This is a genomic window from Bacillus luti (assembly GCF_001884105.1).
In the GTDB taxonomy this organism is placed as follows: domain Bacteria; phylum Bacillota; class Bacilli; order Bacillales; family Bacillaceae_G; genus Bacillus_A; species Bacillus_A luti.
Genome location: NZ_MACI01000003.1, coordinates 1 through 25,977 on the forward strand (window position 1 = coordinate 1; position 25,977 = coordinate 25,977).

Sequence of the window (25,977 nt, forward strand, 5' to 3'; positions counted from 1 at the left end):
TTTTTAAAGCAGATGTAGGGAAGACAATTTTATATGCATTAATTGTCGGACTTCCAACTGCAATTATTTCAGGTCCGCTTTACGGGAAATGGATCGGTGCTCGCATACATAAAGAAGTGCCTTTAGATATAGCAGAGCAATTCATTGAAAGAGATAAGAAGAAGGAACTTCCTAGTTTCGGAAATACATTGTTTACTATTTTACTTCCAGTATTTCTAATGCTAGGTGCATCGATTGCGGAAGTAGGGCTAAACAAAACAAGTCAACTTGCACAAGTATTGCATTTTATTGGAGATCCAATAGTCGCATTATTAATTGCAACGATATATTCCTTCTTTAGCCTTGGCTATGCAAAAGGATTTTCTAAAGATAAAGTATTACAATTTACAAACGATTGCTTAGGACCGATTGCGAACATACTATTAGTTATTGGTGCAGGCGGCGCGTTTAATAAAGTGTTATTAGATTCTGGAATTGGAACGACAATCGCAGAAATGGCGAAAGAATCACATATTTCACCGATATTATTAGGGTGGGGAATTGCTGCACTTATTCGAATTGCAACGGGGTCAGCTACTGTTTCTATGATGACGGCGGCTGGAATAGTCGCGCCAATTGCAGCAAGTACACCAGGAGTAAATGTAGAGTTACTTGCACTTGCAACAGGTGCCGGATCATTAATTTTATCACACGTGAATGATTCAGGATTTTGGATGATTAAAGAGTATTTCGGAATGACTGTGAAAGAAACATTATTAACTTGGACTGCAATGGAGACGATACTATCTGTTGTAGCACTTGGACTAATTTCGTTATTAAATATATTTGTATAGAATGGGAGATTGATTAATATGAAACTAGGTTTAATTGGATTAGGAAAAATGGGATTCCCATTAGCTGAACACTTACATGAAGACAAGCATGAAGTAGTTGTATACGATGTAAACAATGAGCTTGTTGAAAAGGCAGGAGAATTAGGGATTACTGCCCGTCATACATTAAAAGAAATGATTGCTGAACTAGAAGCTCCTCGCACAATTTGGGTAATGGTGCCTGCTGGGGAAGTTGTTGAGTCGGTACTAAAAGATGTATATCCATTATTAGACGAAGGCGATATCGTTATTGAAGGCGGAAATTCATTCTATAAAGATACGTTACGCCGTGCTGAAGAAGCGAAAAGCTTTGGATTACATTATGTAGATATCGGGACATCGGGTGGTGTAGAAGGAGCTAGATACGGTGCTTGCTTAATGGTCGGTGGAGAAAAAGAAATTTACGATCAATTAGAACCTTTATTTAAAGATTTAGCAGTAGAGAATGGGTATTCTTATGCAGGACGCGTTGGTAGTGGACATTTCTTAAAAATGGTACATAACGGTATTGAATACGGAATGATGCAAGCAATCGCTGAAGGATTTGAAGTGTTAGATAAAAGTGATTTTGACTTTAATTATGAAGATGTTGCAAAAGTATGGGCGAACGGATCAGTTATCCGCGGTTGGTTAATGGACTTAACGGAAAAAGCATTTGCAGAAGATCCTAAACTAGATGGAATTAAAGGTGTGATGAACTCTTCAGGAGAAGGGAAGTGGACTGTTGAAACTGCACTTGAACTTCAAGCTGCGGCACCAGTAATCGCAATGTCATTATTTATGCGCTACCGTTCTCAGGAAGATGATACATTCCATGGAAAAGTAGTTTCAGCACTACGTAATCAGTTCGGCGGACATGAAGTTGTGAAGAAATAGAAAATGATGTTTAAAAAGAAACTTGTGCGTATGTACAAGTTTCTTTTTTGCAAGTTTATTATGCGTAGTTTACGAAATTGCTATTTTAAAAGTATCAATCAACCATCGTTTCTTTAATACAAATAATAGTTTCAACGTACATTCATTAAACAATGTATTCTATATTGTTATTTTTTAAAAATAAAAAAGTTGTAAAAGAAGCATAAGTATACTGAGCAATAAAAGAGAGAAAAATAAATTGTGAAGAATTCATACGAAAGTATGAGTTCTTTTTTACGTCTATCATACTATTTTATCAACATAGTTCACTCTTTATATTGTGTTTTGTATAGAAATTTCTGATAATATATAAGTATAACTTGAAAACAAAGGGGAGAAAGCATTATGAAACTAGTTGTTATTAACGGTACACCAAGAAAATTCGGTAGAACGCGAGTGGTGGCAAAATATATTGCAGATCAATTTGAAGGGGAGTTATACGATTTAGCAGTAGAAGAGCTTCCTTTATATAACGGTGAAGAATCGCAACGTGATTTAGAGGCAGTAAAAAAATTAAAAGCGTTAGTGAAAGCAGCAGATGGTGTAGTACTATGTACACCAGAATATCATAATGCGATGAGCGGAGCGCTGAAAAATTCGTTAGATTACTTAAGTAGTAGTGAATTCATCCATAAACCTGTTGCATTACTTGCAGTTGCAGGAGGTGGTAAAGGCGGAATTAACGCATTAAATAGTATGCGTACGGTTGCTAGAGGGGTATACGCAAATGCAATCCCGAAACAAGTGGTGCTTGATGGACTTCATGTGCAAGACGGTGAACTTGGGGAAGATGCAAAACCATTAATTCATGATCTTGTTAAAGAATTAAAAGCATATATGAGCGTTTATAAAGAGGTGAAAAAACAACTAGGGGTTGAGTAAAGTGTCAACTCTGTATAAAGATTCTCGCTTGTATTACATTCTAGGAGCCAATAGTTTATCCGCTATTGGTTCCGGGATTGTTATGATAACGATTCCGTGGTTGTTGATTAAAGAGAGTGGAGGAGATACAACGTTTGGTTATGTATCCATCCTCTCAACTCTTATTATGTTTTTACTAACACCGTTTATTGGGCAAAGTATTGATCGTTTCTCAAGAAAATCTTTATTGTTATGTAATGAAGGTATTGGGATAGTCATTATAGGAATGATGGCTATATGGGGATTTACTGGACAACCGTATCATTCTATTCACTATATACTTATTTATATAGCTGGATCATTCTACTATTTATTATTTTATCCTACAATATTTGCGTTCAACCAAGAGATATTTCCAGCAGAGCATTATAAAAATTTAAGTGGGACAATGGAAATACAAGGACAGTTAACTCAAGTTATTTCTGAGCAGCTGCTAGCTTCCTTATTGAAATCATTTCTTTAAAATGGATCTTGTTAGTAGATATGTTAACTTTTGCAGGAGCCTTCGCCCTTTTCTTGTGTATACCATACGTAAAGAAAAAGGAAGTAAAAAGGAAAGTAACATTTAAGAAGCAATTGTTCGAAGGAATTCACTTTATGAAAAAACGTCCTAAGCTCTTTTGGTTCTTACTTGCCACTTATATGCCATTTATAGGTGTCATGATGGCAAATTATTTAATACCGGTTTATATTTCGGATATACTCAAAGCCAAGGCCTCTGTATACGCAATAGAGGGCATGATGTACGGTGTCGGAGCGGTTGTTGCAGGGATCTGTATTCCACTCATAATGAAATATGTCAAAACAGAAGTTTCAATCGTTATGACGATGTTCATTTATGTAATTTCAATTACCGCAATGATTATTGAACCTTCAGTATTATTTTTATATGGACTAGCGATTTTTCATGCGATTGGAAATGCGGGGACAAGAGTGGCGAGAAATGTATTGATGATGGAGGAAATCCCAAATGAAATAATGGGACGTGTAGACAGTTTATTTCGATTAATTGGTACAGGAATACGAATTGTATTATTAATGCTGTTTACAGCTGGTGTATCTAAAGCTGGGGTAATGCTCCCGTTTTACGTACTTAGCTGTATATTGATTCTATCATTAGGAATTGCTCTTTATTATGTATATTCACAACGTAAAGTAGGGACGAACGTTTCTAATAAATCAATCGTTTAAAAAAACCTTCTGCCTTCCTTTCTTTTTTTATATAATAAAAAGAAAGGGAGTGCAAACGTATATATGAACAAATGGATATTACTTATAATCTTATTATTACCTCCACTATACATCCTTTATATGACGTTTCGAATGAAGAAAGTTGCTCGTGAAAAGTTGAGTCATCACTCTCCATACGTTCTTATATTAGGTGCAAAGTTATTTGGAGATAAACCATCTTTATCTCTTCAAAATCGGTTAGATATAGCGTTGGAATATTTATATTCTCATCCTGAAGTGAAAGTAATTGTTTCAGGTGGTCAAGGAGAAGATGAAGATATACCAGAAGCTCACAGTATGAGAAACTACTTAATAGTACACGGTATAGACGAGAGTCGTATTTTAATGGAGGATCGCTCTACAAATACGTATGAAAATTTAAAGTTTAGTATGGATTTATATGATTTAGAGCATGCAGTAGTTGTAAGCAATACGTATCACTTATATCGAACGAAAATAATTGCAAAACGTTTAGGAATGAAGATGGAGGCATTAGCTGCTGAAACACCAATACGTTCTAAGAGAAAAATGTATGTGCGTGAATATGCTGCAATAATGAAAACAATATTGTTCGACCGTTAGGGCTCAAATGGGAGCTCTTTTTTAATTTTAAAGCGTATCATTTGAAAAGAATTCCATATTCCATCAAAATAAAGGAAACAACAATAAAGGAGTTGTGTTTGTGATTCAGTTTAATCATGTGTCAAAATCGTATGATGATGGCACAAAAGCAGTGGATTCATTGCATTTAGAAATTAAAAAAGGAGAATTCTTTGTTCTCATTGGTCCGAGTGGTTGCGGGAAAACAACGACAATGAAGATGATTAATCGTTTAATTGAAACGACAGAAGGTTCAATTTTAATCGATGGAAAAGATATTCAACAATATAATATAAACGAATTACGTTGGAATATAGGATATGTGTTGCAGCAAATTGCTTTATTTCCGCATATGACAATCGCTGAAAATATTTCAGTTGTTCCTGAAATGAGAAAATGGACCAAAAAAGAAATAAAAGCGCGAGTCGATGACTTGTTACAGATGGTTGGGCTCGATCCAGATGTTTATCGCGATCGTATGCCTGATGAATTATCAGGAGGGCAAAAACAACGTGTTGGTGTTGTACGGGCATTAGCCGCAAACCCGAAAATTGTTCTTATGGATGAACCGTTTAGCGCATTAGATCCATTAAGTAGGGAACAACTTCAGAAGGATATCGTACAATTACAAAAAAAGATTCAAAAAACAATCGTGTTCGTAACGCATGATATGCAAGAGGCATTATCACTTGGAGATCGTATTTGTATTATGAAAGAAGGAAAAGTTGTTCAATTAGATACACCAGAAGGGATTATACATAATCCGAAAAATGAATTTGTAGAGGAGTTCATTGGAAATCGTGGACGACATTGGTATGAAGGGCTGAATATAGAAGATGTATTGCCACTAGACGATAGTATACGAGTAGAGGGGACTGCTTTATCTGTACATTCTTCTTTACAAGAGGCGCTAGTTCGCTTACAAGCTGAAGAATCAGTGCCGGTTGAAGAGAATGGGGAATATGTTGGCATGTTAACAAGTCGGCATATTGTTAAATATATTGTTGAACAAATGAAGGAAAGAGGTTAAACAGTGGCTGATTTTATTCAAACGTTCCAAGAACGAAAAATAGAATTATTAAGTGCATTAAGTGAGCATTTACAAATATCACTTATTTCACTATTTTTTGCAGTAATGATTGCGGTGCCGCTCGGCATTTTATTAACGAGAAAAGAACGAATGGCTGAATTTATAATCGGGACGTCTGCAGTTATGCAGACGGTGCCATCACTTGCATTACTCGGACTATTAATTCCGTTAGTAGGTATAGGAAAACTTCCGGCCATTATTGCATTAGTTGTGTATGCACTATTACCTATTTTACGCAATACATATACAGGGATACGGGAATTAGATGAATCTCTAATAGAAGCAGCAAGAGCTATGGGGATGAATAGCTGGAGAAGACTGTGGAAGGTAGAGCTTCCTCTTGCATTACCAATTATTATGGCCGGTATTCGTACGGCGATGGTATTAATTGTTGGAACGGCTACATTAGCAGCTCTTATAGGTGCTGGTGGGCTCGGTAAACTCATATTATTAGGTATCGATCGAAATGATCATGGACTTATCATTTTAGGGGCCGTACCAGCCGCGTTACTCGCTTTATTCTTTGATGTAGTGCTTCGAGTACTTGAGAGTCCAAAACGCTCTTCTAAGCGTGTTATATTGACGATATGTATTGTTTGTTTAATGATTGCTTCTCCATTTCTTTGGAATACACAAAAGAAAGATATTGTTATTGCCGGCAAACTTGGATCAGAACCTGAAATTTTAATCCAAATGTATAAGCAACTTATCGAACAAGATACCGATTTACATGTAGAATTAAAACCAGGTCTTGGAAAAACAGCATTTGTATTTGAAGCGCTAAAATCCGGAGAAGTAGATATATATCCTGAATTTTCGGGAACAGCTCTATCTACTTTTGTGAAAGAAGAACCGAAGAGCACAAATCGTGAGGAAGTATATGAACAGGCTCGCATTGGAATGGAAAAGAAATATGATATGAAAATGTTAAAGCCAATGGAGTATAACAATACATATGCATTAGCTATGCCGAAAAAAATAGCAGATCAAAATAATATAAATACAATTTCTGATTTAGGAAATGTTGCACAAAGTGCTAAAGTAGGATTTACATTAGAATTTGCTGATCGTGAAGATGGTTATAAAGGTATGCAAAAGTTATATAACTATAAGTTTTCAAATGTGAAAACGATGGAACCGAAGCTACGTTATAGCGCAATTCAATCTGGGGATGTTAACGTAATTGATGCATATTCAACAGATAGTGAACTGGAGCAATACGGACTTAAAGTGTTAAAAGATGATAAAGGGCTATTCCCGCCTTATCAAGGGGCACCATTATTAAGAAAAGAGACATTACAGAAATATCCTGAACTTGAACAAGTATTAAATAAATTGGCTGGAAAGATTACAGATGAAGAAATGAGAAAAATGAATTATGAAGTAAATGTAAATGGTAAAAGTAGCGAAGAAGTCGCAAAACAATTTTTACAAAAAGAGAAGTTACTTCGTTAATTTTACAATAAATATACAAATTTATCTGTCTAAAATGACCGTTCATTACAAAATGAACGGTTTTTTTGTGCATACTTATACATTTTTTCAAAAAAGTATTCCATTTTTCTTCATTTTCTTTTAGAATAAGTAATGTTTTCCTGAAAAAATATAAGAGAAACGTCTATTAGAGAAAAAGGTGACTTTAATAGTTGAACGAACATAACACCTAGAATGACAGATGGGGTGGTACAAATAGAAAAGAAGTTAGGATTTTTTCCATTAATCGCATTAGTAGTTGGAACAATGGTTGGTGGCGGTGTTTTTAGCTTACCGCATGATTTAGCAGTAGGAGCAAATAGTGGTGCAACAATAATCGGTTGGTGTATTACAGCGATGGGAATGATCCCACTTGCGCTCGTATATCAAACGTTAGCAAGAAAAAAACCGGAGCTTGAGGGTGGAATTTATAGTTATGCACGAGCTGGCTTCGGTGAATATATTGGATTTAATAGTGCGTGGGGATATTGGCTAGCAGGAATATTAGGAAATGTCGCAACCATTATGTTGCTGTTTAGTACATTAGGTTATTTCTTCCCGATTTTTAAAGGGGGAAATAATGTTGCGTCAATTGTAGGTGCATCACTTTTATTATGGACACTTCATTTTCTAATTTTATTTGGAATTCGTGAAGCTTCCATTATGAATGTTATCGCAACAATAGGAAAACTTGTTCCGATTGTATTATTTATTGTTGTAATGGTGACGGCGTTTCGTTGGGATACATTTACACATGACTTTTGGGGAGAAGGAACAATTTCAGTTTCCTCTGTACTTGGTCAAGTGAAAAATACAATGCTTGTAACTCTTTGGGTGTTCATTGGGGTTGAAGGAGCAGTTGTGTTATCTGGAAGAGCGAAAAATAGCCGAGATGTTGGAAAAGCGACAGTACTTGGATTAATTTTAGTAATGTCTATATATATTTTAATTTCAGTTTTATCAATGGGAGCGATGACAAGAGGAGAACTTTCCGCTTTAGAAACCCCGTCAATGGGACATGTATTAGAACATGTTGTTGGACCATGGGGGGCAGTTGCGATTAACATTGGTTTAGTTGCTTCACTAGTAGGTACGCTAATTGGTTGGTTTTTACTTGTTTCTGAAATTTCTCATGTAGCAGGAAAAGATGGTGTGTTTCCGAAAGTCTTTACGAAAACAAATAAAAAGCAAACGCCGCATATGGCATTATGGATCTCAAATGGTGTTGCCCAGACTATATTTATAATCGTTCTGTTTTCAGAATCAACATATCAAATTATGTATTTCATAGCATCAACATCAATTTTAGTACCATATTTATTATCAGCTTTATTCCAATTTAAATTGGTAATTACAAATGAACTAAAAGATGCAAAAGTAAAAAATGGTTCGCTCGCTTTAATTGCTTCTATTTACTCTGTATGGCTTATTTATGCAGCTGGTTTGAAGAATTTATTGCTCGTTTCAATCGTATATGGAATCGGGATCATTGTTTACATGTATGCAAGAAAAGAAAAAGGGAATCGTTGTTTTACTGGCATAGAGAGATATGTAATGTGGGCAATTGTAATTGCAGCTGTCACATCTCTTTATATGTTGTTAACTGGAAATATAAAAATGTAAAAGTCCTTTTCATTTAAAGGGCTTTTTTCTTTGTTTGGAGAATATTTAATACATAAGATATTCAGGAGGGATGAAAATGGAAGAAAAAGAACAGTTGTCTCGAATAATTGATTTAGCCAGCGAGTTAAGGAAAGTATTAGTACAAGAATCCTTTTTTAATCATCATCCTGAACTACGAGGAGTGATTGAAAATTTAGCGAGTTCTGTAGAGAATTTAGCGGGATTACAGCAAAATAAAGATGAAAATGCAGAAGATCGATTACGATACGTACTTGCTAAAATGAAAATTGCTCACAACGCTATTTTACAGGAGAAAAAAGCATTTCCTTCTCATTAATATATGTTTTAATTATGAACCTGACGGATAACGTCAGGTTTTTTATTTCTAGTTTTTCTTTTCTTTCATACACTAAGAATAGTATGAAAAAAGAAGGTGACTAAGGTGAAATTACATAAAGCTCTTCAGCCAAGCTTTATAAAACGAATGTACTATATGAGGTTTATCGGAACATTTGTAAAAGCGGAGAGAGAGAAGAATGGAGAAAATTTCTTTGTAAAATGTCTATCACCGGTACCATTCACTTTACAAGAACAATTTAAAAATGAACAGTATGTATTTGAAGGTTTATGTAGCAATAAAAAAAATGAAAAAATCTTTTTGGAATTAAAGAAGAGAAAGTTAGAAAAGCAATTGGTCATGTTTCGTCTCTACTATGAAAGAGGAAATGTGTATGCGGAGTTAATATGTACAGAAGAACCGAGAGAAATAGCTACTGGTTATAAAATGATTCCAGCGCCTAAAATTTCCGATTATAAAAAAGGAGAGTCTTTAGAACGAAAACTTAGTAAAGGTTATTTATCATTTCTTATGCCAAAATTCCCGAAAGACTTTGAGCCTCCCGAATTATTGTGGCACGATGGAAGGTTATATGGAAATATATCATTAAAGTCATCGATTAGTTCCATTGCGTATTTTGAACAGAACCGGGAATGCAAATATATAGACTTTAATGATTGGATGAAGCATGTAGAAATAGCCGTAGAAGACCAATTGTATTTTGTAAGTGATCAAGTGTATGAGCAATTAAAAAAACGAATAACTGAAGAAGGTAAGTTAGTTGAAATAGAGGATATAAAAGTACAAAAAGATGAATGGGAATGGGATGAGCGTGAATTATCCTTTTTACAGTATGTACAAAGTATGGTGCGCAATAAAGGGCTATATTTGGATGAAACGGATATTTATAACTTCCATATCAGTGCGAAAACAAATATGTTAACGATTCTTGGTGGAATACCGGGCGTTGGAAAATCGCGTTTCGTGCAAGCTTATGCAGAAGCACTTGGATTACAGTATGGGGAAGAATTGATTTGGATTCCGATTTCTCCTTCGTACCAAGAACCGCATGATTTGCTTGGATATCTTCATCCAAATGGTACTTTTATAGAAAGTGAAACAAAGTTAGTTAGAGCGTTAATGAAGGCGAAAGAAAATCAAAATCAATTGTATATAATCGTTTTTGATGAAATGAATATGTCACATATTGAGCATTGGTTTACTCCATTTTTATCGGTTCTTCAACTAGAAAAGAAAAATCGTATGTTGAATTTGTATGTGGGTGCGCAGGAGCAAGAAAATCAAATTCCATCAACAATTGAAATCGGAGAAAATATTATATTTGTAGGTACTGTAAACTTTGATGAAACAACGAAAGAGCTCTCCGATCGATTATTAGATCGAACAAATTTAATTACTCTACAAAAAATCCCGTTTTGTGAGATGGGTATTGCACAAGAGAAAGCTGTGTTACAACCACCTCTGAAAGTAACAGCGGGAGAATTTCGGATAAATTGGATTAGAAATAAAGCGATGATTGAGGTGTTTTCAGAGGAAGAGTTGGAGCTATTAGATAAGTTGCATGTTGTATTGTCATCACATGATGCGTCAAAGGGAATTTCTTTTCGATGTGCAAATGCAATTGCTACTTACTTGCAAAATATACCGTTCCAAAATAATCATTCTTATATGATTAGTAGGGAAGAGGGTTTTGATTTACAAATAAAGCAACGTGTACTAACGAAATTAAGAGGGACTGAAATGACGGTTGGCTCATTACTTTCTGAAGAAGTAAAAAGAGGAGCGACTTTAGTACCTCTTTTGCAATCTCCACTTGCAAACAGAGTCTCTACATTTGAACACTCTTTAGCATATATAAGAGAAAAACGTAGAGAACTGGAGTTGTATGGATATGCGAAATGAAGAGCAGTATAAAACAGAAATTGTTGATACGAAAGAAACACTCCCTTTTGTATTGAAGTTAATTATTGGGACAGAAGGAAAAGGGGATCATATTTTATTAAATCGTCTTTGTACATCTACTACAGCATTAGTTCAATGTATTTATAAAATACAAGAATTAAAACCGATTAGATTGCATTACTATTATGAGAATCCAGTGAATATAACTTTTATATGGAATAAAGTGTACGAGGGGCAAAAAAATATAAAAGAGTCACAATACGAAATAAATGAAAAAAAACAAAGGGTATTAATATATGAACACGGAAAAACGGAGTTCTTTTATCCATGGCGATGTGGTTTATATCATTTTGAAGTTCGTATAGAAGATAAAACGTATTACGGTGCTTTTCAAGTCGTACCAAAAAATTTTTTTGATGATCAATTTGAAATGATTCAAAACTATGTAAAATCCATTTTAAATGAGTTAATTTTAGATAGAGGCTATTATAAAAAGACATTCTCTGCACTAAGCGATATTGAGGATTCTTCTTATTTAGTGTTACTAAGAAAGTTGCCGCAAAAAATGAAAAAGATAAAGCAAATTTTTAAGAAGATAGAATCGAATTTTAAATTTATACATGAATATAAATGGGAAACGAAGGAACGGAAGGCAACGCGAAAAGGAACCATAATGGCGGAAAGAAAACCTTATGCAAAATATTATAACCGCAAGTTTATAGAACAAAAAAATAGTCAGGAAAATGCATTTCTTAAATTTAAAGCGATGCAATTTTATCAGTATCTACTTGAGGCCGAAAGTTTTTTACGTCAAACAATTGAAATTTTAGAAAGAGCAAAAAAGAAAAAATTAGAAGAATTTCAAGCTGTTAAAACGATTATGCAAACAATTGAGCGAAATGGATCTGTGACAGATAGAGAGAAGCAAAAATATAAAAATATACATTTACTAAAAGAAGCGGATGTACGGAAAAACTCTGTGAAAATACAAGAGTATAAAATATTAGCGCATATTGTGCATGGAAGTGTACAATACTTTAAAACTTTAATGTATTCTCCATTTTGGAGAGAAGTTTCGGAAACGGGTAATATGAGTGCGAATGATTTACCTATACCACATCAGCAATTACTGCATCATTTAGATTTACTTCCACAACATATAGAACAATCACCATCTTTACTATTTGTATATAAACCAACGTTTTTAGTGTATGAATATTACGCTTTTTTTATCGTTATTTCAATGCTGCAGCAAATTGGTTTTGAAGCTAAGCATTCCATTCGTGAACAAATACAAGAACATTTTTATGTAGATGGATTACAAGATGGAACGACAGTAGTCTTACATCAAGAGGATATAATGGTACATGTCGCATTTAATGACTTAATTGAAACACATCCTCTTATTGCATTAAGTAAGGGGAGTAATTTTTATAATGGTGAAGATACAAAAAAGCCAGATATTCGCTTAGACGGTTATGTGAGGGAGGAAGGGAAATACGTATATAAATCCTCTATTATTATTGAAGTGAAGTATAGCCCAATGTACAATATTTTTCAGCACGTTGGAAATACGAAAGCAACTGAGCAAATGTATAAGTACTGGTCTATAAAGTATGTAGAAGAACAGAATGGAAAGCGAGTATTTCATCGAAGGGCAATCTATGAAGTTATCTGTGTATATCCAGGAAGTCATATGCATAGTAAAAAAATTGAATCTGGATGTGGTGTTTTCTTGCAATTATATCCATATAAAACGAAACAAGGGGAAGAGAAATTAGCTGGAAAACATGGAATGGTTCAAATTTTTGATAAATGGTTAAAAAGTATAAAGTAGTAAAAGAAATCCTTTTTCATAAAGGATTTTTTTAGATTAAGAAGAATTATATGCTGTATAGACAGATGCACGATGTGTTTTGAATTTGTAAAATGAGACACAAATGTTGAGAAAAGAACTGTGCATGTGGGATAAAAGACGATTATGTTGGAATTTAATTCATTTTGCAGAATATAATAAGTCATAAATATTTTTAGTTGCATACGAAGATTTGTTCTTATATGATAGATAGTGAAAGCGTTGTCAAAACAGAGCGGCGATGGGAAAGGCGGTTAAATATGTTCCAGCGTGTTCAAACAAAGGAAGAACATTTTTGGTTCGAGCAACTATGGGGAGATTTTTGTGAAGAAAGAAACTTAATGTTTGTAGAACGTAATTTAAATCCATCACGATTTTTATTAATAGAGGATGAACATCATATTGGTACAGTAGAATGTATTAAGTATACGGTACCCGAACAATCGAATTCTGAGTTTTTCTATCCGTTTTCTAAAAATGAACTAGTGAAAGATTTGAAGAATGTGTATGAAATAGGTAAGTTAAGTATTGCGAAAACGTCTCGTGGGAGAGGGCATTTCAAAAGGTTAACAGCTATTTTATTTGTGCATGCATTAGAAACGAAAGCGGAATGGTATATTGCAGCAGTTACAAAAAGAATGTATATGTATTTACTTACACTCGGTTTTCCAATTGAGCCGATTGATAATCCATTTCAGTTTCATGATACTTTACAAGGTGTACCAGTACGAATTCATGCTCGAAAAGGGGTTACCCATTTGTATTCTTTAAAAGAATTTCGCGATGTAATTCAAGGGAATGCACATGCGCAAGCATTAATTGCAGAATACAGTAAAAATATTATGTTAACAAAATAAAGAGAAGTGAATATGTATAAGTATAGAGAATGATATTAATAGGATATAATTCTTTATAAAAAAAGACCCTTATTGTTTAAATAAGGGTCTAAAAATTATAATCCAAATATACTAAAAATCATTTTACGACGCTTTGGCTTCTTTTCTCTTTCATATGTCGGTTTTGAATCAGGAGTAATATATATTGGTTCTTCTTTCTTGAGGGCGGTTTCTAGCTTTTGAATTCGTTCTAACATTTCCTCCATTTCGCGGCGATGTTGTAAGAGTTGGTACGTAACGACATCATTTGCCTTATCTTGCATTTGCTCTTCCATGCGATCTAGCCTTCTCGAAATGGTGTTTAATTGAGAAGCTAGTTGCTCAAAATCATTCGATGATGAGTTTTGAACAATTGTGTTTACTTGAGTTTTTAATTCTTCAACATCACTTAATGAGGTTTTTTGAGTAGGCTGAGTGGTTTCAGTCTGTTCCATTTGAGAACGATGGTATTCCAACATTTGTTCTAGATCATTTTGTGTAAAAATAAAGTGACCATATTTATTTTTTTCTATCGTAAGATTTAATTGTTGTGCAATCCGGACAACAGCCTTTGGGCTAACACCTAATTTTTTTGCGATAAATGGTGTTTTATATTCCAAAATAATCCCTCCTATATATATCCTGTTGAATGATTTCGATCTATGAAGTAAGTTCCCTTCTAGTGTGACAAAAGAAGTGGGGAATCGGCAAAGAAAGTGTTTTTTCACGAAATTTAATTGTGAAAAATATATCGTGTATATCAAATTGTTTTGTCTTAAGAGTTAAAAGAATTTGATTTGACGTGGGGAAATGAATTAGATTATCATAATGATAAATATCTTTTTTATGTATGCATATAATATATAAAAAGGTGGTTGCTAATGTAGAATTTTGTTAGAGTATTAGAATGCTTACTTCACTTGAATAAAATTAAGTAGGAGGTGGCTTCCTTGCTTACACTGTAAGTAAGGAAAAGTATTTGGACATATATAGTATAAGTATAGTGATTGTTTTAATTGCCTTAACGGCATTTTTCGTTGCAGCAGAATTTGCAATTGTTAAAGTGCGAAGTTCACGAATTGACTATTTAATTGCAGAGGGCAATAATCGCGCAACATCTGTCAAAACAGTCATTACAAACTTAGACGAATATTTATCTGCTTGTCAGCTAGGAATAACAGTTACAGCTCTAGGGATTGGGTGGTTTGGTAAACCTGCATTAAAGCAAATGTTTGACACGCTTTTTGCAAATTGGAATATTTCTACTCAGCTTGCAGACATTTTTGCTGTAATTTTAGTATTTTTGTTTATTACTTTTTTACACGTTGTAATTGGGGAATTGGCCCCAAAAACATTTGCAATTCAAAAAGCTGAACAAGTAAGTTTGTTTGTTGCCAAGCCGTTAATTTTCTTTTATCGTACTGCATTCCCATTTATTTGGATCCTTAATGGATCAGCTCGAGTCATTACGAAGTTGCTAGGGCTGAAACCACCAAAGGGACATGATGAGGTTCATTCAGAAGAAGAGTTACGGTTGTTAGTTTCAGAAAGTTATAAAAATGGCGAGATTAATCAGTCTGAATATAAATATGTAAATAAAATTTTTGAGTTTGATGATCGTATTGCAAAAGAAATAATGGTACCTCGAACTGAGATGCATATTATTAGTAAAGAAATGCCTGCTGAAGAAGCTTTGCAAAAAATGTCTCAGGAAAAATATACGAGATATCCAGTTGTAGATGGCGACAAAGACCATGTAATAGGCTTTGTAAACTTTAAAGATATTTTTACAGATTTTGTGCAGCATAAAGCTGTTAGTAAAAAGAAAGTAGAACAATATATTAGACCAATTATTTTAGTTATCGACTCGATCCCAATCCATGATTTATTTTTAAAAATGCAAAAAGAAAGAACGCATATTGCTATATTGATAGATGAATATGGTGGTACGTCTGGACTTGTTACTGTTGAAGATATTTTAGAAGAAATAGTTGGAGATATTCAAGATGAATTTGATACGGATGAACAGCCAGAAATTCAACAAGTTAGTGAAACGAAAACGATACTAGAGGGTAAAGTACTTGTTAGTGAAGTGAATACGTTATTAGGTTTAACGATTGACGATAATGGTGTTGATACAATCGGTGGTTGGATTTTAACGAAGAATATAGAGATTGCTGAAGAGGATTCCATTGAAATTGAAAATTATAAGTTTTGTGTGAAAGAATTAGATGGACATTATATTAAAAGATTAGAAGTTACAAAAAAAGTAGAATCGATTGTTATTTTAGAAGATGAAAAACAGATTTCGTTACAAGAACAAATTAGTTCGTAGACTCTGCTATATGGCAGAGTTTTTTTGAGCATAATGTTTTTAGAGACGTAAGGGCTATGATACAATGACACAAGTCAAACCTTTCACTAGGTGAAGTATTAATGTATACATATATTCGGAAGGAGAAGAAATATGAAAAAGCATTTATATATAAATGGAGATTGGAAGTCAGTAAATACATATAAACCATTATATGCACCATATTCTGAAGAAACGCTAGCGGAAATTGCACAAGGAACGGAAGAAGATGTTCAAGAGGCTGTAAGTTCTGCAAAAAATGCAATGAAAAAAATGAATAAATTATCTGCATACGATCGTGCGACTATATTAGAGAAGGTTGCGCAAAAAATGGATGAACGAAGAGAAGAATTTGCAGAAATTATTGCGAAAGAGGCTGCAAAACCAATACGTGCTGCAAGGGGAGAAGTAGATCGTACGGTTCAGACATACAAATTTGCAGCTGAAGAAGCGAAGCGTATATACGGTGAGACATTGCCGTTAGATGCAGCACCTGGTGCAGATGGGCGTATTGCATATACAATGCGAAAATCAATAGGCGTTATAGGAGCTATTACACCATTTAATTTCCCATTAAATTTAGTGGCGCATAAAGTTGGTCCTGCAATTGCTGCCGGAAATACAGTTGTGTTAAAACCAGCTGATCAAACGCCATTATCATCTTACGCATTAGTAGAATTATTTGAAGAGGCAGGATTGCCAAAAGGAGCTTTAAATATTATTTCTGGTCCCGGTTCAACTGTTGGTGAGGCAATAGTTACAAATGATGATGTTGCTTTCATTACTTTTACTGGAAGTCCGAAAGTTGGAATTGGAATTAAGAAAAAGGCTGGATTAAAGCGAGTTACGTTAGAACTAGGATCAAATGCTGCAGTTATTATTGATGAAGATGTAGAATTGACAGATGAAATAATTGAACGTGTAAAATGGGGAGCATTTGTTAATAATGGACAAGTTTGTATTTCAGTACAACGTGTTTTTGTACATGAAAAGAGAATGGATGAATTTCTATCGAAGTTACAGAAAGCGATGGAAACAGTTGTTGTTGGTGATCCGCTGATTGAGGAAACAGATGTATCAGCTTTAATTTCGAAAAAAGATGTAGAGCGTATCGATAACTGGGTGCAAGAAGCAGTTAAAGAAGGAGCAAACGTTTTATATGGTGGTCACAAACGTGATGAAAGGATTTTTGAACCAACTGTCTTAACAAATGTTCCAGAGCATGTATCTGTACAGTGCCAAGAAGTATTCGGTCCACTTATGACAGTAAATACATTTAAAGAATTTGATGAGGCCATAGAGCAAGTAAATAATTCACGTTACGGTCTACAAGCAGGCGTATTTACAAATAATTTGTTTAAAGCAATGCGTGCAATTGATGAGTTAGAAGTTGGTGGTGTCATGATAAATGATATTCCAACGTTCAGAGTAGATCATATGCCTTACGGTGGTGTGAAAGAAAGTGGCACAGGGCGTGAAGGAATTAAATATGCAATAGAAGAAATGACAGAAATGAAATTTGTATGTATTAAAAAATAAAGTATATAGAACTTAAGCATCACAATAAAAAACGAGTAGGAAATGTTTACGATTCCATACTCGTTTTTTTATTGTTTGTTTTACACTTTTTAGAACGATTTCATTTAATAAAGTGTACCTTTTACTTCATTTCTTGTTTGAAAATAGCATCCTCTACATAAATTTGTTCTTTGTCAACAGCGGTGCTGTGAGCTAATACTAAACCGATTGGTGTTTCTGTACCTTTATTTTGAACAATTGTGAAAGGAACATTTTTTTCATTTGCTAATTTAATGTATTTTGATAAATGTGGGTAAGCAATGCCACCATTTAGGAATATTTGTAATGATTGAGAAGAGCGCATGCTACTAGCTACTTCAGAATATACATTACTTTGCATTACTTGACCGATAGTTAAAGCGATTTCTACTCGCTCACGTAATGTAGTTAAATACATATTACGTTCTTCTGGTTTGTTCTGCTTTTGGCCATAAATGCCTTCTTGGAGATAATCTTCCACATTTTTATTTACCATATTTTTCACACCTTTCATTTTCTATTGTACGCAAGAATGAAGCAGGATGCAAAAAAGTTGTATGAAATGTAATGAAGTTTGAACATGGGGAAGAAAAACAGGATTTATTAATATAACAATTTATTAAGAAGCGAAAAAATTTTATCAACAGATATTAACAAAATGTGACAATAATCTATTAACGAAATGCTTTTTTTGTGTTAACATTCAAAATATAAAGGGTATTCGTCGTATGGAAATGGAGGGAATGGGGGTTTTTCCAATCGATAAGGATATTAAAGAAGTATTTTGTACGTACTTGAAAAACAATAGGCACCAATTCGTAGAGAACTGGAAAAACAAAATGATAATTTCCGAAAAAGATCCATTTAAACAAGAAGTAGTTCAAAATGGAGAAGAGTTATTCGAGTTAATTATTGAGCTGACTATGGAAGATAAAGGTATTGAATATCTTCAACCATTATGCGAGAAAATTGCTATTGAGCGTGCGGGAGCAGATGCGAATATTGGAGATTTTGTCTATAATGCAAACGTGGGAAGAAATGAACTTTTTGAAGCAATGTGTGAATTAGATGTAAGCGCTCGGGAACTAAAACCAATAATGGCTCAAGTACATACTTGTTTTGACAAATTAATTTATTATACTGTTTTAAAATACTCGGAAATTATTACGAGAAATTTAGAAGAAAAACAGCAATATATTAACGAAACACATAAAGAAAGGCTGACGATTTTAGGACAAATGTCGGCTAGTTTTGTACATGAATTTCGTAATCCGCTTACTTCAATAATGGGGTTTGTCAAATTATTAAAAACAGATCATCCTAGTTTATCGTATTTAGATATCATTTCACATGAATTAGATCAATTAAATTTTCGAATCTCGCAATTTTTACTCGTATCGAAAAAAGAAATGTGGAATGAATCGGAACGGTTTTGGCTTAATGACTTGTTTCAAGATATTATACAATTCTTATACCCAAGTTTGGTCAATGCAAATGTTTCAATTGAAAAGAATTTGCCGTATCCAATTCCACTTGTTGGCTATCGGAGTGAAGTGAGACAAGTATTTTTAAATATTTTAATGAACTCAATCGACGCTCTGGAATCAATGAAAGAAGAACGAAAAATTATCATTGATGTATTTGAGGAAGATCAAGCTATACGAATTGTAATAAAAAATAATGGACCAATGATTCCTGCAGAAAATGTTGAAACGATTTTTGAACCATTTGTAACTACTAAAAAGTTAGGAACTGGTATTGGATTGTTTGTATGTAAACAAATTGTAGAAAAACATAATGGGTCCATTATGTGTCGTTCAGATAACGATTGGACAGAATTTCAAATTGCATTTCAAAAATAAACAGTCTACACCAAATAAATGGTGTAGACTGTTTTAATTTGTAAGAATAACGGTTTCTAATTTAGGATCTTTAGAGGAGTAACCCACTATGGAAATTGTATAAATAATATTCGGTTCCACTTTGAAATTCGGTATAGTTAACAAGACGCTTGGATTATCTGCGAGTGAAACTTCAATATCTGCTGTACCAGGACTAACTTCTAAAAAATCTGTTATTTGTTTAAAGAGTACATTTTCAAATAAATGATCTCCACCTTTTAAATCTACATTTACGACAGGTGTATCTGGAGAAAAATGCGCAAATCGTATTTTTGCTTGGCCTGCTGGTAAATGTGTATTATCAAGCATAGGTTGTAATTGTATATGATTATCACTTTTTATTGCGGCAAAAGTATAAGTGTGATTTCCCATTATTGGTACTAAAGCTGAAAAGATGGGAGTTTCATTTCCGACAGGAACGATATCTATACGGTATTTACCTTGCACTAATGTTAAATAGGGACTAAATTGTTTAAATGAAATGTTTTTAATAACCTTTTGCCCGTTTACTAAAATATCAACCGCAGGTGTATTTGAAGCTGAGTGAAAAAATCTTATGTGTGACGGTAAAGCAGCTTCTTGTGCATCTCTTTTTTCAAATGCCTGTACAAGTTTCGTAAGTGCATCATAATATTTCATATATAGTTCTACATATTTTTTCGGATTATGAAATTGATAGTAACGAGCGAGCTGTTCGTAACGTGCAGCTTCTTGTCCATATTTTTCGATTTCAGATTGAGACATGAACATTCCTCCTTTATCATCATTAAAACTATATGCGAAGGGAGAAAGAGGTTATGCGAAAAACTTATTTTTTAAGTATCAATCGGTAAATCGAAAGCATGTCAAACTAGGGATTTTTTTAATTATAGGCGAATACACATACAAAGTGATAATTGTCCTACATAAATTATAAAGGAAAGGTAGTTTGACTATGAGGAAAGGAGTGGGGATATCCCGATAGTAATGGTGAACGGAGTTATGGAGAACTTTGTGCGAAAGGCTGTAGGATGCATTTTAAATTTGAAGTATTGCTGTTTCTATTTATTTTAGCAAGTGACGGTATTAACTGAAAAAAGAGCGTCGTGCCGAACTGATTAATGTGGTTAATCGGTTCTTTTTTTATTGTATTAAACGAAGGGGAATGTATGTGAAATATCGGTTGCTTTAAGAATAATTGCTATGCATTTAGTAGGATTAATTGTCGAGATTTGTTTGAAAATATGCAATATAAAGTAGGAGAATAGGAAGGAGTTTAAAGGGAGTTTCGTCGAAGTTTACACAATGCCGGCATTTGAGGGAAGCTGGCATTATGTTAGAAAAATATTTAGTAGAGTGTTAATTTTATATAAGGGAGGGTTATTTGAGCGTATAAATAAGGGTTGGTCTTTGATTTGAGTTCTGAATTTTCTGTTTTTAAAATTGATACTTAGCACTCATTTGTATATTTTATAATAGTTTTTTGATAAATTCACTGCTTTCGCAGAGGATTCTTTTTTATGAAAGAAACGTCAATTTTCTTCATATATATATACAAATTGGAGAAATGGGGGAGCGCTATGCGCGATTACTTAATTAAACCACTTGTTGGTCAGCCGTATCCAATGATTTCACATGGAAAAGGTGTTTATTTGTATGATCAGAACGGTAATAAATATTTTGATGGTTCGTCAGGAGCAATTACGGCAGGTATTGGGCATGGTGTACAGGAGATTGCAGACGTTATTAAAAAGCAAGCAGAGGAGATTGCTTTCGTTTATAGATCACAGTTTACGAGTGAGCCAGCTGAAAAATTAGCAAAGAAGTTAAGTGATTTAAGTGTAGGAGATTTGAACTGGAGCTTTTTTGTGAATAGTGGTACGGAAGCGAATGAAACAGCTATGAAAATCGCAATTCAGCATTTTCAGGAACGTGGTATTCAAGGTAAACATAAAATTATGTCAAGATGGATGAGTTATCACGGCATTACGATGGGAGCCTTATCAATGTCTGGGCATCCACTGCGCAGACAACGTTTCGTGTCAATTTTAGAAGATTATCCAACTATTCCGGCTCCATATTGTTTTAGATGTCCGGTGCAAAAGGTATATCCAACTTGTCAGCTTGCTTGTGCGACTGAACTAGAAAGATCAATTGAAAGAATTGGAGCAGAACATATTGCAGCTTTTATCGCTGAGCCGATTATTGGAGCAGCTGGAGGCGCAGTTGTTCCGCCGAAAGAATATTATAAAGTTATTAAAGATATTTGTAGTCATTACGATATTTTATTTATTGCTGATGAAGTAATGACTGGGCTTGGTCGTACTGGTGCATGGTTTGCAATGGAGCATTGGGGTGTAGAACCAGATATTATGACACTTGGTAAAGGATTAGGAGCTGGATATACACCGATGGCAGCGACGGTTGTAAGTGACCGTGTTATGGAGCCGATTTTACGAGGATCACGTTCTGTTATGAGTGGGCATACGTTAAGTGCGAATCCATTGTCGGCAGCAACAGCTTTAGCTGTTATTGAATATATGGAGAAACATAATCTACCTGAAAAAACAGCGGAAAAGGGAGAGTATTTAATAAAAGGATTACAGAAAGTTCAGCAACAATCGACAATCATTGCTGATGTGCGCGGAAAAGGGTTGCTGATTGGAGTAGAATTGCAACCGTTTACAAAGGCTTCGGAACTTATTTCGGTTGCAGCTAAAAATGGACTTCTTTTATACCAAGCTGTTTCAGGGCAAGCAGGAAAAGAAGATAGTGCACTGCTTGTAGCACCGCCAATGACAACTACATATTCCGAGTTAGATGAATTACTTTCAATTTTTGCAAAAAGTGTAGAAGAAATGATGCAAAAAGGAGGGCATAGTATCGCATGACAACAATTACAAATACGTTCGATAAATTAAAAGAGATAGATGAAGTAATTTCTTTGTTCCACGATGATATGACATTAATGTTTGGGGGATTTGGGGGGATTGGATCCCCTCCATCTTTAATACAGGCTATTTTAGAAAAAGGAATTACAAATTTAAATTTAATAGGAAATGACACGGGATTTCCTGATGTAGGCATCGGTCGTCTCGTTACGAATGAAAGAGTAAAATCATTAATTACTTCTCATATTGGCTCAAATCCAAATGCAGGAAGACAGCTAAACGAAGGAAGGTTACAAATCGAGTTTTCTCCCCAAGGAACATTAGCAGAGCGTATCCGCGCTGGAGGTGTTGGGCTTGGTGGAGTTTTGGTTGACGTTGGTTTGGATACGATTGTAGAAGAGGGAAAACGGACAGTTGAAATGAACGGAAAGACATATTTAGTTGAAACAGCATTAACTGCTGAGGTTGCGATTGTATATGCGAAAAAAGCTGATCCGTTTGGTAATCTTGTGTTTGATAAGAGCGCTCGTAACATGAATCCTCACGTGGCTATGGCCGGGGATATAACGATTGTAGAAGCAGAAGAAATTGTTCCACTTGGAAGTTTGGATCCAGAGGAAATCGTGGTTCCAGGTGTCTTCGTGAATTATATCGTGCCATCGGAAGGAGTGAATTGGAAATGGGTATGGGCGTAGAAGTGAGAGATAAGATTGCTAGACGTGCGGCGAAAGAAATACAAAATGGAATGATTGTAAATTTAGGTATTGGAATTCCATCGCTAGTGCCGAATCATTTACCAGAAGATATAAACGTCATGTTTCATGCGGAAAATGGAATCGTTGGTATGGGGCCTACGCCAAGTAAAGGAAATGAAGATGAAAATTTATGTAACGCAGCAGGTTTACCAACTTCTCTTATTGCGGGAGCAAGTTATTTTGATAGCTGCACAGCGTTTGGGATGATTCGAAAAGGTTTACTAGACATAACAATTCTTGGCTCTTTACAAGTGAGTGAGAATGGTGATTTAGCAAACTGGATTGTACCAGGGAAACGTGTTCCAGGTATTGGGGGAGCGATGGATTTAGCACAAAAAGCGAAGCGTGTCGTTGTTGTGATGAATCATGTTGATAAGTATGGAAACGCAAAAATTGTTTCAGCGTGTACATTGCCATTAACTTCAAAGAAATGTGTAGATTTAATTATTACGGATATGGCGGTAATGGAAGTGACGCAGGATGGACTTATTTTACAAGAATTAATGAGCCCATACACAGTGGAAGATATAAAACGACATACGGAAGCTGATTTTCAAATTGGCTCGAATTTACTAGTAATTGAATGAGGGGAGACATAATATATGGAGCAATTAAAAAAGCAGGTTTGCGATTATATTGAGAGTCATGAAGAGGAAAGTGTGAAATTTTTAAAGCGATTAATTCAAGAAAAAAGCGTATCTGGTGATGAAAGTGGTGCACAGGCAATTGTGATTGAAAAGCTACGTGAGTTAGGTTTAGATCTTGATATTTGGGAGCCTTCTTTTTCTAAAATGAAAGATCATCCTTATTTTGTATCACCTCGTACAAGCTTTTCAGACAGCCCAAACATTGTGGCTACTTTAAAAGGAAGCGGCGACGGGAAATCTATGATATTAAATGGGCATATAGATGTAGTTCCAGAAGGAGATGTGAATCAGTGGGATCATCATCCTTATAGTGGTGAGAAAATAGGGAATCGTATATATGGTCGTGGAACGACGGATATGAAGGGCGGAAATGTCGCACTTATGCTTGCGATGGAAGCAATTATTGAATCGGGTATTGAATTAAAAGGAGACATCTATTTTCAAAGTGTAATAGAAGAAGAAAGTGGAGGGGCAGGAACATTAGCGACTATATTGCGAGGATATAAGGCAGATGGTGTTATTATTCCAGAACCGACAAATATGAAGTTTTTCCCGAAGCAACAAGGATCTATGTGGTTTCGCCTACATGTGAAAGGAAAAGCAGCACATGGTGGAACGCGTTATGAAGGTGTAAGTGCAATTGAAAAAAGTATGTTCGTTGTGGATCATTTGAGGAAATTAGAAGAAAAGAGAAATAGTAGAATTACAGATCCGTTATTTAACGGGATTCCGATTCCAATCCCAATTAACATAGGAAAAATTGAAGGCGGTAGTTGGCCAAGTTCTGTTCCCGATTCATTAATTTTAGAAGGAAGATGCGGAATCGCGCCGAATGAGACTATAGAGGCAGCAAAAGAAGAGTTTGAGAGTTGGATTGGTGAATTACATGATGTGGACAATTGGTTTGTAGAAAATCCAGTAGAAGTAGAATGGTTTGGAGCGAGGTGGGTTCCTGGCGAGCTAGAAGAAAATCATGAACTGATTACAACACTTCAGCATAACTTTGTTAAACTCGAAGGGAACGAACCAATTATAGAAGCATCTCCGTGGGGGACTGATGGAGGCTTATTTACACAAATCGCAGGCGTACCAACGATAGTGTTTGGACCAGGAGAGACGAAAGTAGCGCATTATCCAAATGAATATATAGAAGTTGATAAAATGATAGCTGCCGCAAAAATTATTGCATGTACATTACTAGATTGGTGTGAGGTGAAAAAATGAAATACTATGAATCTTTTAAAGAACAGTCGAATTACTATACAGTAGAAGGCGTTTTAGATTTTTTTAATAAACGTATTCGAGTAGATCACTATACAGGAAATGTTGAGAGCATTATACAAACTATTGATGAACTAGCAGAGAAACATTCTTTCACTAAATGTATTATAAAAGGAAAGGGAGAGCATGTTTCAACATGGCTCTCTTTCGGTTTCTTATTGGAAGCAACAATACCACATTATTTTCAAGGACACGATGCATACTTCTTTGTGAAATATAATAATGATGAAAGACGAAATAGTATTCATTGGGCTGAGGAAGATACCATTTTAAGTGGTGTAAAAGCTAAAGAGGTTACGGAAAAAATAGTCCCGAAGGAATTTCTGTTAAGAAAAGCGACAGAAGCGGATGCGGAAGAGTTAGCAGCTGTCTTTGGACAAGTATTTGAAGTGTATCCGACACCTTTAAATGAAGCGAGTTATGTATTACAGACGATGAAAGAAGACGATACAATTTACTACGTGTATGAATTTGAAGGGAAAATCATTAGTACAGCATCCGCAGAAATGAACATAAAAGAAGGAAATGCAGAATTAACGAATTGTGCTACTTTACCTGAATATCGTAAACACGGGTTTATGAAAAGTCTACTCATTAAGTTAGAGGAAGAGCTCCAAGAAAAATCGATTTTCTGTTCTTATACAATTGCTCGTTCGCTTTCTTTTGGAATGAATGCGGCCTTTCATCAGTTAGGATATACGTATACAGGAAGACTCGCGAACAATTGTTACATTTTCGATAAGTTGGAAGATATGAATATATGGGTGAAAGACTTATCTAATCATAAATAGGTGAAAGAAATATATAAGCATCATAAAAATAATAGGACGGAATCGTCATGCTTATAATCGCACAGAGGGATGCCAAAAATTCGGCGCTTAATTTGCTGAATTTTTGGC

Annotated in this window: 22 protein-coding genes and 1 pseudogene; 20 read left to right on the plus strand and 3 right to left on the minus strand. The window is 34.7% G+C overall.

Going from position 1 to position 25,977, the window contains the following annotated elements:
• From BAQ48_RS00270 to BAQ48_RS00325, 12 genes and pseudogenes are all read left to right on the plus strand, one after another.
• Nucleotides 1-833: GntT/GntP/DsdX family permease (locus BAQ48_RS00270; RefSeq protein ID WP_242660424.1), on the plus strand; the 833-nt coding region annotated here is incomplete at its 5' end.
• Between the two features lie 18 nt (nucleotides 834-851).
• The gene (gnd, locus tag BAQ48_RS00275; RefSeq protein ID WP_071709517.1) at nucleotides 852-1,748 is read left to right on the plus strand and encodes a phosphogluconate dehydrogenase (NAD(+)-dependent, decarboxylating); all 897 of its coding nucleotides are present in this window, start codon (nucleotides 852-854) and stop codon (nucleotides 1,746-1,748) included.
• A 384-nt stretch (nucleotides 1,749-2,132) separates the two neighbouring features.
• Entirely contained in the window at nucleotides 2,133-2,669 is a 537-nt protein-coding gene (locus tag BAQ48_RS00280; protein WP_071709518.1) for an NADPH-dependent FMN reductase, read from the plus strand.
• Nucleotide 2,670: 1 nt separating this feature from the next.
• A pseudogene (locus tag BAQ48_RS00285) lies at nucleotides 2,671-3,899 on the plus strand (MFS transporter).
• Nucleotides 3,900-3,962: 63 nt separating this feature from the next.
• The gene (locus BAQ48_RS00290) at nucleotides 3,963-4,520 is read left to right on the plus strand and encodes a YdcF family protein (RefSeq protein ID WP_071709519.1); all 558 of its coding nucleotides are present in this window, start codon (nucleotides 3,963-3,965) and stop codon (nucleotides 4,518-4,520) included.
• 100 nt (nucleotides 4,521-4,620) lie between these two features.
• Nucleotides 4,621-5,568, plus strand: a complete 948-nt coding sequence (locus tag BAQ48_RS00295; RefSeq protein WP_071709520.1) for an ABC transporter ATP-binding protein — start codon at nucleotides 4,621-4,623, stop codon at nucleotides 5,566-5,568.
• A gap of 3 nt (nucleotides 5,569-5,571) precedes the next feature.
• On the plus strand, nucleotides 5,572-7,083 hold the full coding sequence (locus tag BAQ48_RS00300; RefSeq protein ID WP_071709521.1) for an ABC transporter permease/substrate-binding protein: 1,512 nt from the start codon (nucleotides 5,572-5,574) through the stop codon (nucleotides 7,081-7,083).
• A 213-nt stretch (nucleotides 7,084-7,296) separates the two neighbouring features.
• On the plus strand, nucleotides 7,297-8,724 hold the full coding sequence (arcD, locus tag BAQ48_RS00305) for an arginine-ornithine antiporter (RefSeq protein ID WP_071709522.1): 1,428 nt from the start codon (nucleotides 7,297-7,299) through the stop codon (nucleotides 8,722-8,724).
• A 76-nt stretch (nucleotides 8,725-8,800) separates the two neighbouring features.
• Nucleotides 8,801-9,061 (plus strand): hypothetical protein, encoded by a 261-nt coding sequence (locus tag BAQ48_RS00310; protein ID WP_000391450.1) that lies wholly within the window; start codon nucleotides 8,801-8,803, stop codon nucleotides 9,059-9,061.
• A gap of 105 nt (nucleotides 9,062-9,166) precedes the next feature.
• The gene (locus BAQ48_RS00315; protein WP_071709523.1) at nucleotides 9,167-10,984 is read left to right on the plus strand and encodes an AAA family ATPase; all 1,818 of its coding nucleotides are present in this window, start codon (nucleotides 9,167-9,169) and stop codon (nucleotides 10,982-10,984) included.
• A complete protein-coding gene (locus BAQ48_RS00320; protein ID WP_071709524.1) occupies nucleotides 10,974-12,821 on the plus strand; it encodes a hypothetical protein in 1,848 nt (615 codons plus the stop codon). The genes BAQ48_RS00315 and BAQ48_RS00320 overlap by 11 nt, the downstream gene beginning before the upstream one ends.
• A gap of 278 nt (nucleotides 12,822-13,099) precedes the next feature.
• Entirely contained in the window at nucleotides 13,100-13,696 is a 597-nt protein-coding gene (locus tag BAQ48_RS00325; RefSeq protein WP_071709525.1) for a hypothetical protein, read from the plus strand.
• 95 nt (nucleotides 13,697-13,791) lie between these two features.
• On the opposite strand, the gene racA is transcribed toward BAQ48_RS00325, so the two are convergent.
• On the minus strand, nucleotides 13,792-14,334 hold the full coding sequence (gene racA, locus BAQ48_RS00330) for a chromosome-anchoring protein RacA (RefSeq protein ID WP_071709526.1): 543 nt from the start codon (nucleotides 14,332-14,334) through the stop codon (nucleotides 13,792-13,794).
• 359 nt (nucleotides 14,335-14,693) lie between these two features.
• Between racA and BAQ48_RS00335 the strand changes: the two genes are divergently transcribed.
• The gene (locus BAQ48_RS00335; protein ID WP_071709527.1) at nucleotides 14,694-16,049 is read left to right on the plus strand and encodes a hemolysin family protein; all 1,356 of its coding nucleotides are present in this window, start codon (nucleotides 14,694-14,696) and stop codon (nucleotides 16,047-16,049) included.
• Between the two features lie 132 nt (nucleotides 16,050-16,181).
• A complete protein-coding gene (locus tag BAQ48_RS00340; RefSeq protein WP_000716465.1) occupies nucleotides 16,182-17,606 on the plus strand; it encodes an aldehyde dehydrogenase family protein in 1,425 nt (474 codons plus the stop codon).
• Nucleotides 17,607-17,727: 121 nt separating this feature from the next.
• On the opposite strand, the gene BAQ48_RS00345 is transcribed toward BAQ48_RS00340, so the two are convergent.
• On the minus strand, nucleotides 17,728-18,120 hold the full coding sequence (locus BAQ48_RS00345) for a YueI family protein (RefSeq protein ID WP_071709528.1): 393 nt from the start codon (nucleotides 18,118-18,120) through the stop codon (nucleotides 17,728-17,730).
• 232 nt (nucleotides 18,121-18,352) lie between these two features.
• Here BAQ48_RS00345 and BAQ48_RS00350 point away from each other — a divergent pair, with 232 nt between their 5' ends.
• Nucleotides 18,353-19,486, plus strand: coding sequence for a BA2291 family sporulation histidine kinase (locus BAQ48_RS00350; RefSeq protein WP_084064317.1), 1,134 nt, complete (start codon nucleotides 18,353-18,355; stop codon nucleotides 19,484-19,486).
• Between the two features lie 33 nt (nucleotides 19,487-19,519).
• Here BAQ48_RS00350 and BAQ48_RS00355 read toward each other — a convergent pair whose 3' ends face one another.
• Nucleotides 19,520-20,269, minus strand: coding sequence for a DUF4397 domain-containing protein (locus BAQ48_RS00355; protein ID WP_071709529.1), 750 nt, complete (start codon nucleotides 20,267-20,269; stop codon nucleotides 19,520-19,522).
• Nucleotides 20,270-21,084: 815 nt separating this feature from the next.
• On the opposite strand from BAQ48_RS00355, the gene BAQ48_RS00360 reads away from it, so the two are divergent.
• The 5 genes from BAQ48_RS00360 to ablB are packed head-to-tail and all read left to right on the plus strand — an operon-like array spanning nucleotide 21,085 to nucleotide 25,869.
• Nucleotides 21,085-22,395 carry an aspartate aminotransferase family protein gene (locus tag BAQ48_RS00360; protein WP_001205901.1) on the plus strand — a complete coding sequence of 437 codons (1,311 nt, stop codon included), beginning with the start codon at nucleotides 21,085-21,087 and terminating at the stop codon, nucleotides 22,393-22,395.
• Nucleotides 22,392-23,090 (plus strand): acetate CoA-transferase subunit alpha, encoded by a 699-nt coding sequence (gene atoD, locus BAQ48_RS00365; RefSeq protein WP_071709530.1) that lies wholly within the window; start codon nucleotides 22,392-22,394, stop codon nucleotides 23,088-23,090. The genes BAQ48_RS00360 and atoD overlap by 4 nt, the downstream gene beginning before the upstream one ends.
• The gene (locus tag BAQ48_RS00370) at nucleotides 23,075-23,737 is read left to right on the plus strand and encodes a CoA transferase subunit B (protein ID WP_071709531.1); all 663 of its coding nucleotides are present in this window, start codon (nucleotides 23,075-23,077) and stop codon (nucleotides 23,735-23,737) included. The genes atoD and BAQ48_RS00370 overlap by 16 nt, the downstream gene beginning before the upstream one ends.
• Nucleotides 23,738-23,752: 15 nt before the next feature.
• Nucleotides 23,753-25,021 carry a peptidase gene (locus BAQ48_RS00375; RefSeq protein ID WP_000436686.1) on the plus strand — a complete coding sequence of 423 codons (1,269 nt, stop codon included), beginning with the start codon at nucleotides 23,753-23,755 and terminating at the stop codon, nucleotides 25,019-25,021.
• Nucleotides 25,018-25,869, plus strand: coding sequence for a putative beta-lysine N-acetyltransferase (gene ablB, locus BAQ48_RS00380; RefSeq protein WP_071709532.1), 852 nt, complete (start codon nucleotides 25,018-25,020; stop codon nucleotides 25,867-25,869). Before BAQ48_RS00375 ends, ablB begins: the two co-directional genes overlap by 4 nt.
• The last annotated feature ends 108 nt before the right edge of the window (nucleotides 25,870-25,977 follow it).

Excerpts from the sequence above, each read along its gene's own strand:
- gnd (WP_071709517.1), top strand. The coding sequence starts at position 852 with ATGAAACTAGGTTTAATTGGATTAGGAAAAATGGGATTCCCATTAGCT.
- BAQ48_RS00280 (WP_071709518.1), top strand. The coding sequence starts at position 2,133 with ATGAAACTAGTTGTTATTAACGGTACACCAAGAAAATTCGGTAGAACG.
- BAQ48_RS00290 (WP_071709519.1), top strand. The coding sequence starts at position 3,963 with ATGAACAAATGGATATTACTTATAATCTTATTATTACCTCCACTATAC.
- arcD (WP_071709522.1), top strand. The coding sequence starts at position 7,297 with ATGACAGATGGGGTGGTACAAATAGAAAAGAAGTTAGGATTTTTTCCA.
- BAQ48_RS00310 (WP_000391450.1), top strand. The coding sequence starts at position 8,801 with ATGGAAGAAAAAGAACAGTTGTCTCGAATAATTGATTTAGCCAGCGAG.
- BAQ48_RS00320 (WP_071709524.1), top strand. The coding sequence starts at position 10,974 with ATGCGAAATGAAGAGCAGTATAAAACAGAAATTGTTGATACGAAAGAA.
- BAQ48_RS00325 (WP_071709525.1), top strand. The coding sequence starts at position 13,100 with ATGTTCCAGCGTGTTCAAACAAAGGAAGAACATTTTTGGTTCGAGCAA.
- BAQ48_RS00340 (WP_000716465.1), top strand. The coding sequence starts at position 16,182 with ATGAAAAAGCATTTATATATAAATGGAGATTGGAAGTCAGTAAATACA.
- BAQ48_RS00345 (WP_071709528.1), bottom strand. The coding sequence starts at position 18,120 with ATGGTAAATAAAAATGTGGAAGATTATCTCCAAGAAGGCATTTATGGC.
- BAQ48_RS00350 (WP_084064317.1), top strand. The coding sequence starts at position 18,353 with ATGGAAATGGAGGGAATGGGGGTTTTTCCAATCGATAAGGATATTAAA.
- BAQ48_RS00355 (WP_071709529.1), bottom strand. The coding sequence starts at position 20,269 with ATGTCTCAATCTGAAATCGAAAAATATGGACAAGAAGCTGCACGTTAC.
- BAQ48_RS00360 (WP_001205901.1), top strand. The coding sequence starts at position 21,085 with ATGCGCGATTACTTAATTAAACCACTTGTTGGTCAGCCGTATCCAATG.
- atoD (WP_071709530.1), top strand. The coding sequence starts at position 22,392 with ATGACAACAATTACAAATACGTTCGATAAATTAAAAGAGATAGATGAA.
- BAQ48_RS00370 (WP_071709531.1), top strand. The coding sequence starts at position 23,075 with ATGGGTATGGGCGTAGAAGTGAGAGATAAGATTGCTAGACGTGCGGCG.
- BAQ48_RS00375 (WP_000436686.1), top strand. The coding sequence starts at position 23,753 with ATGGAGCAATTAAAAAAGCAGGTTTGCGATTATATTGAGAGTCATGAA.
- ablB (WP_071709532.1), top strand. The coding sequence starts at position 25,018 with ATGAAATACTATGAATCTTTTAAAGAACAGTCGAATTACTATACAGTA.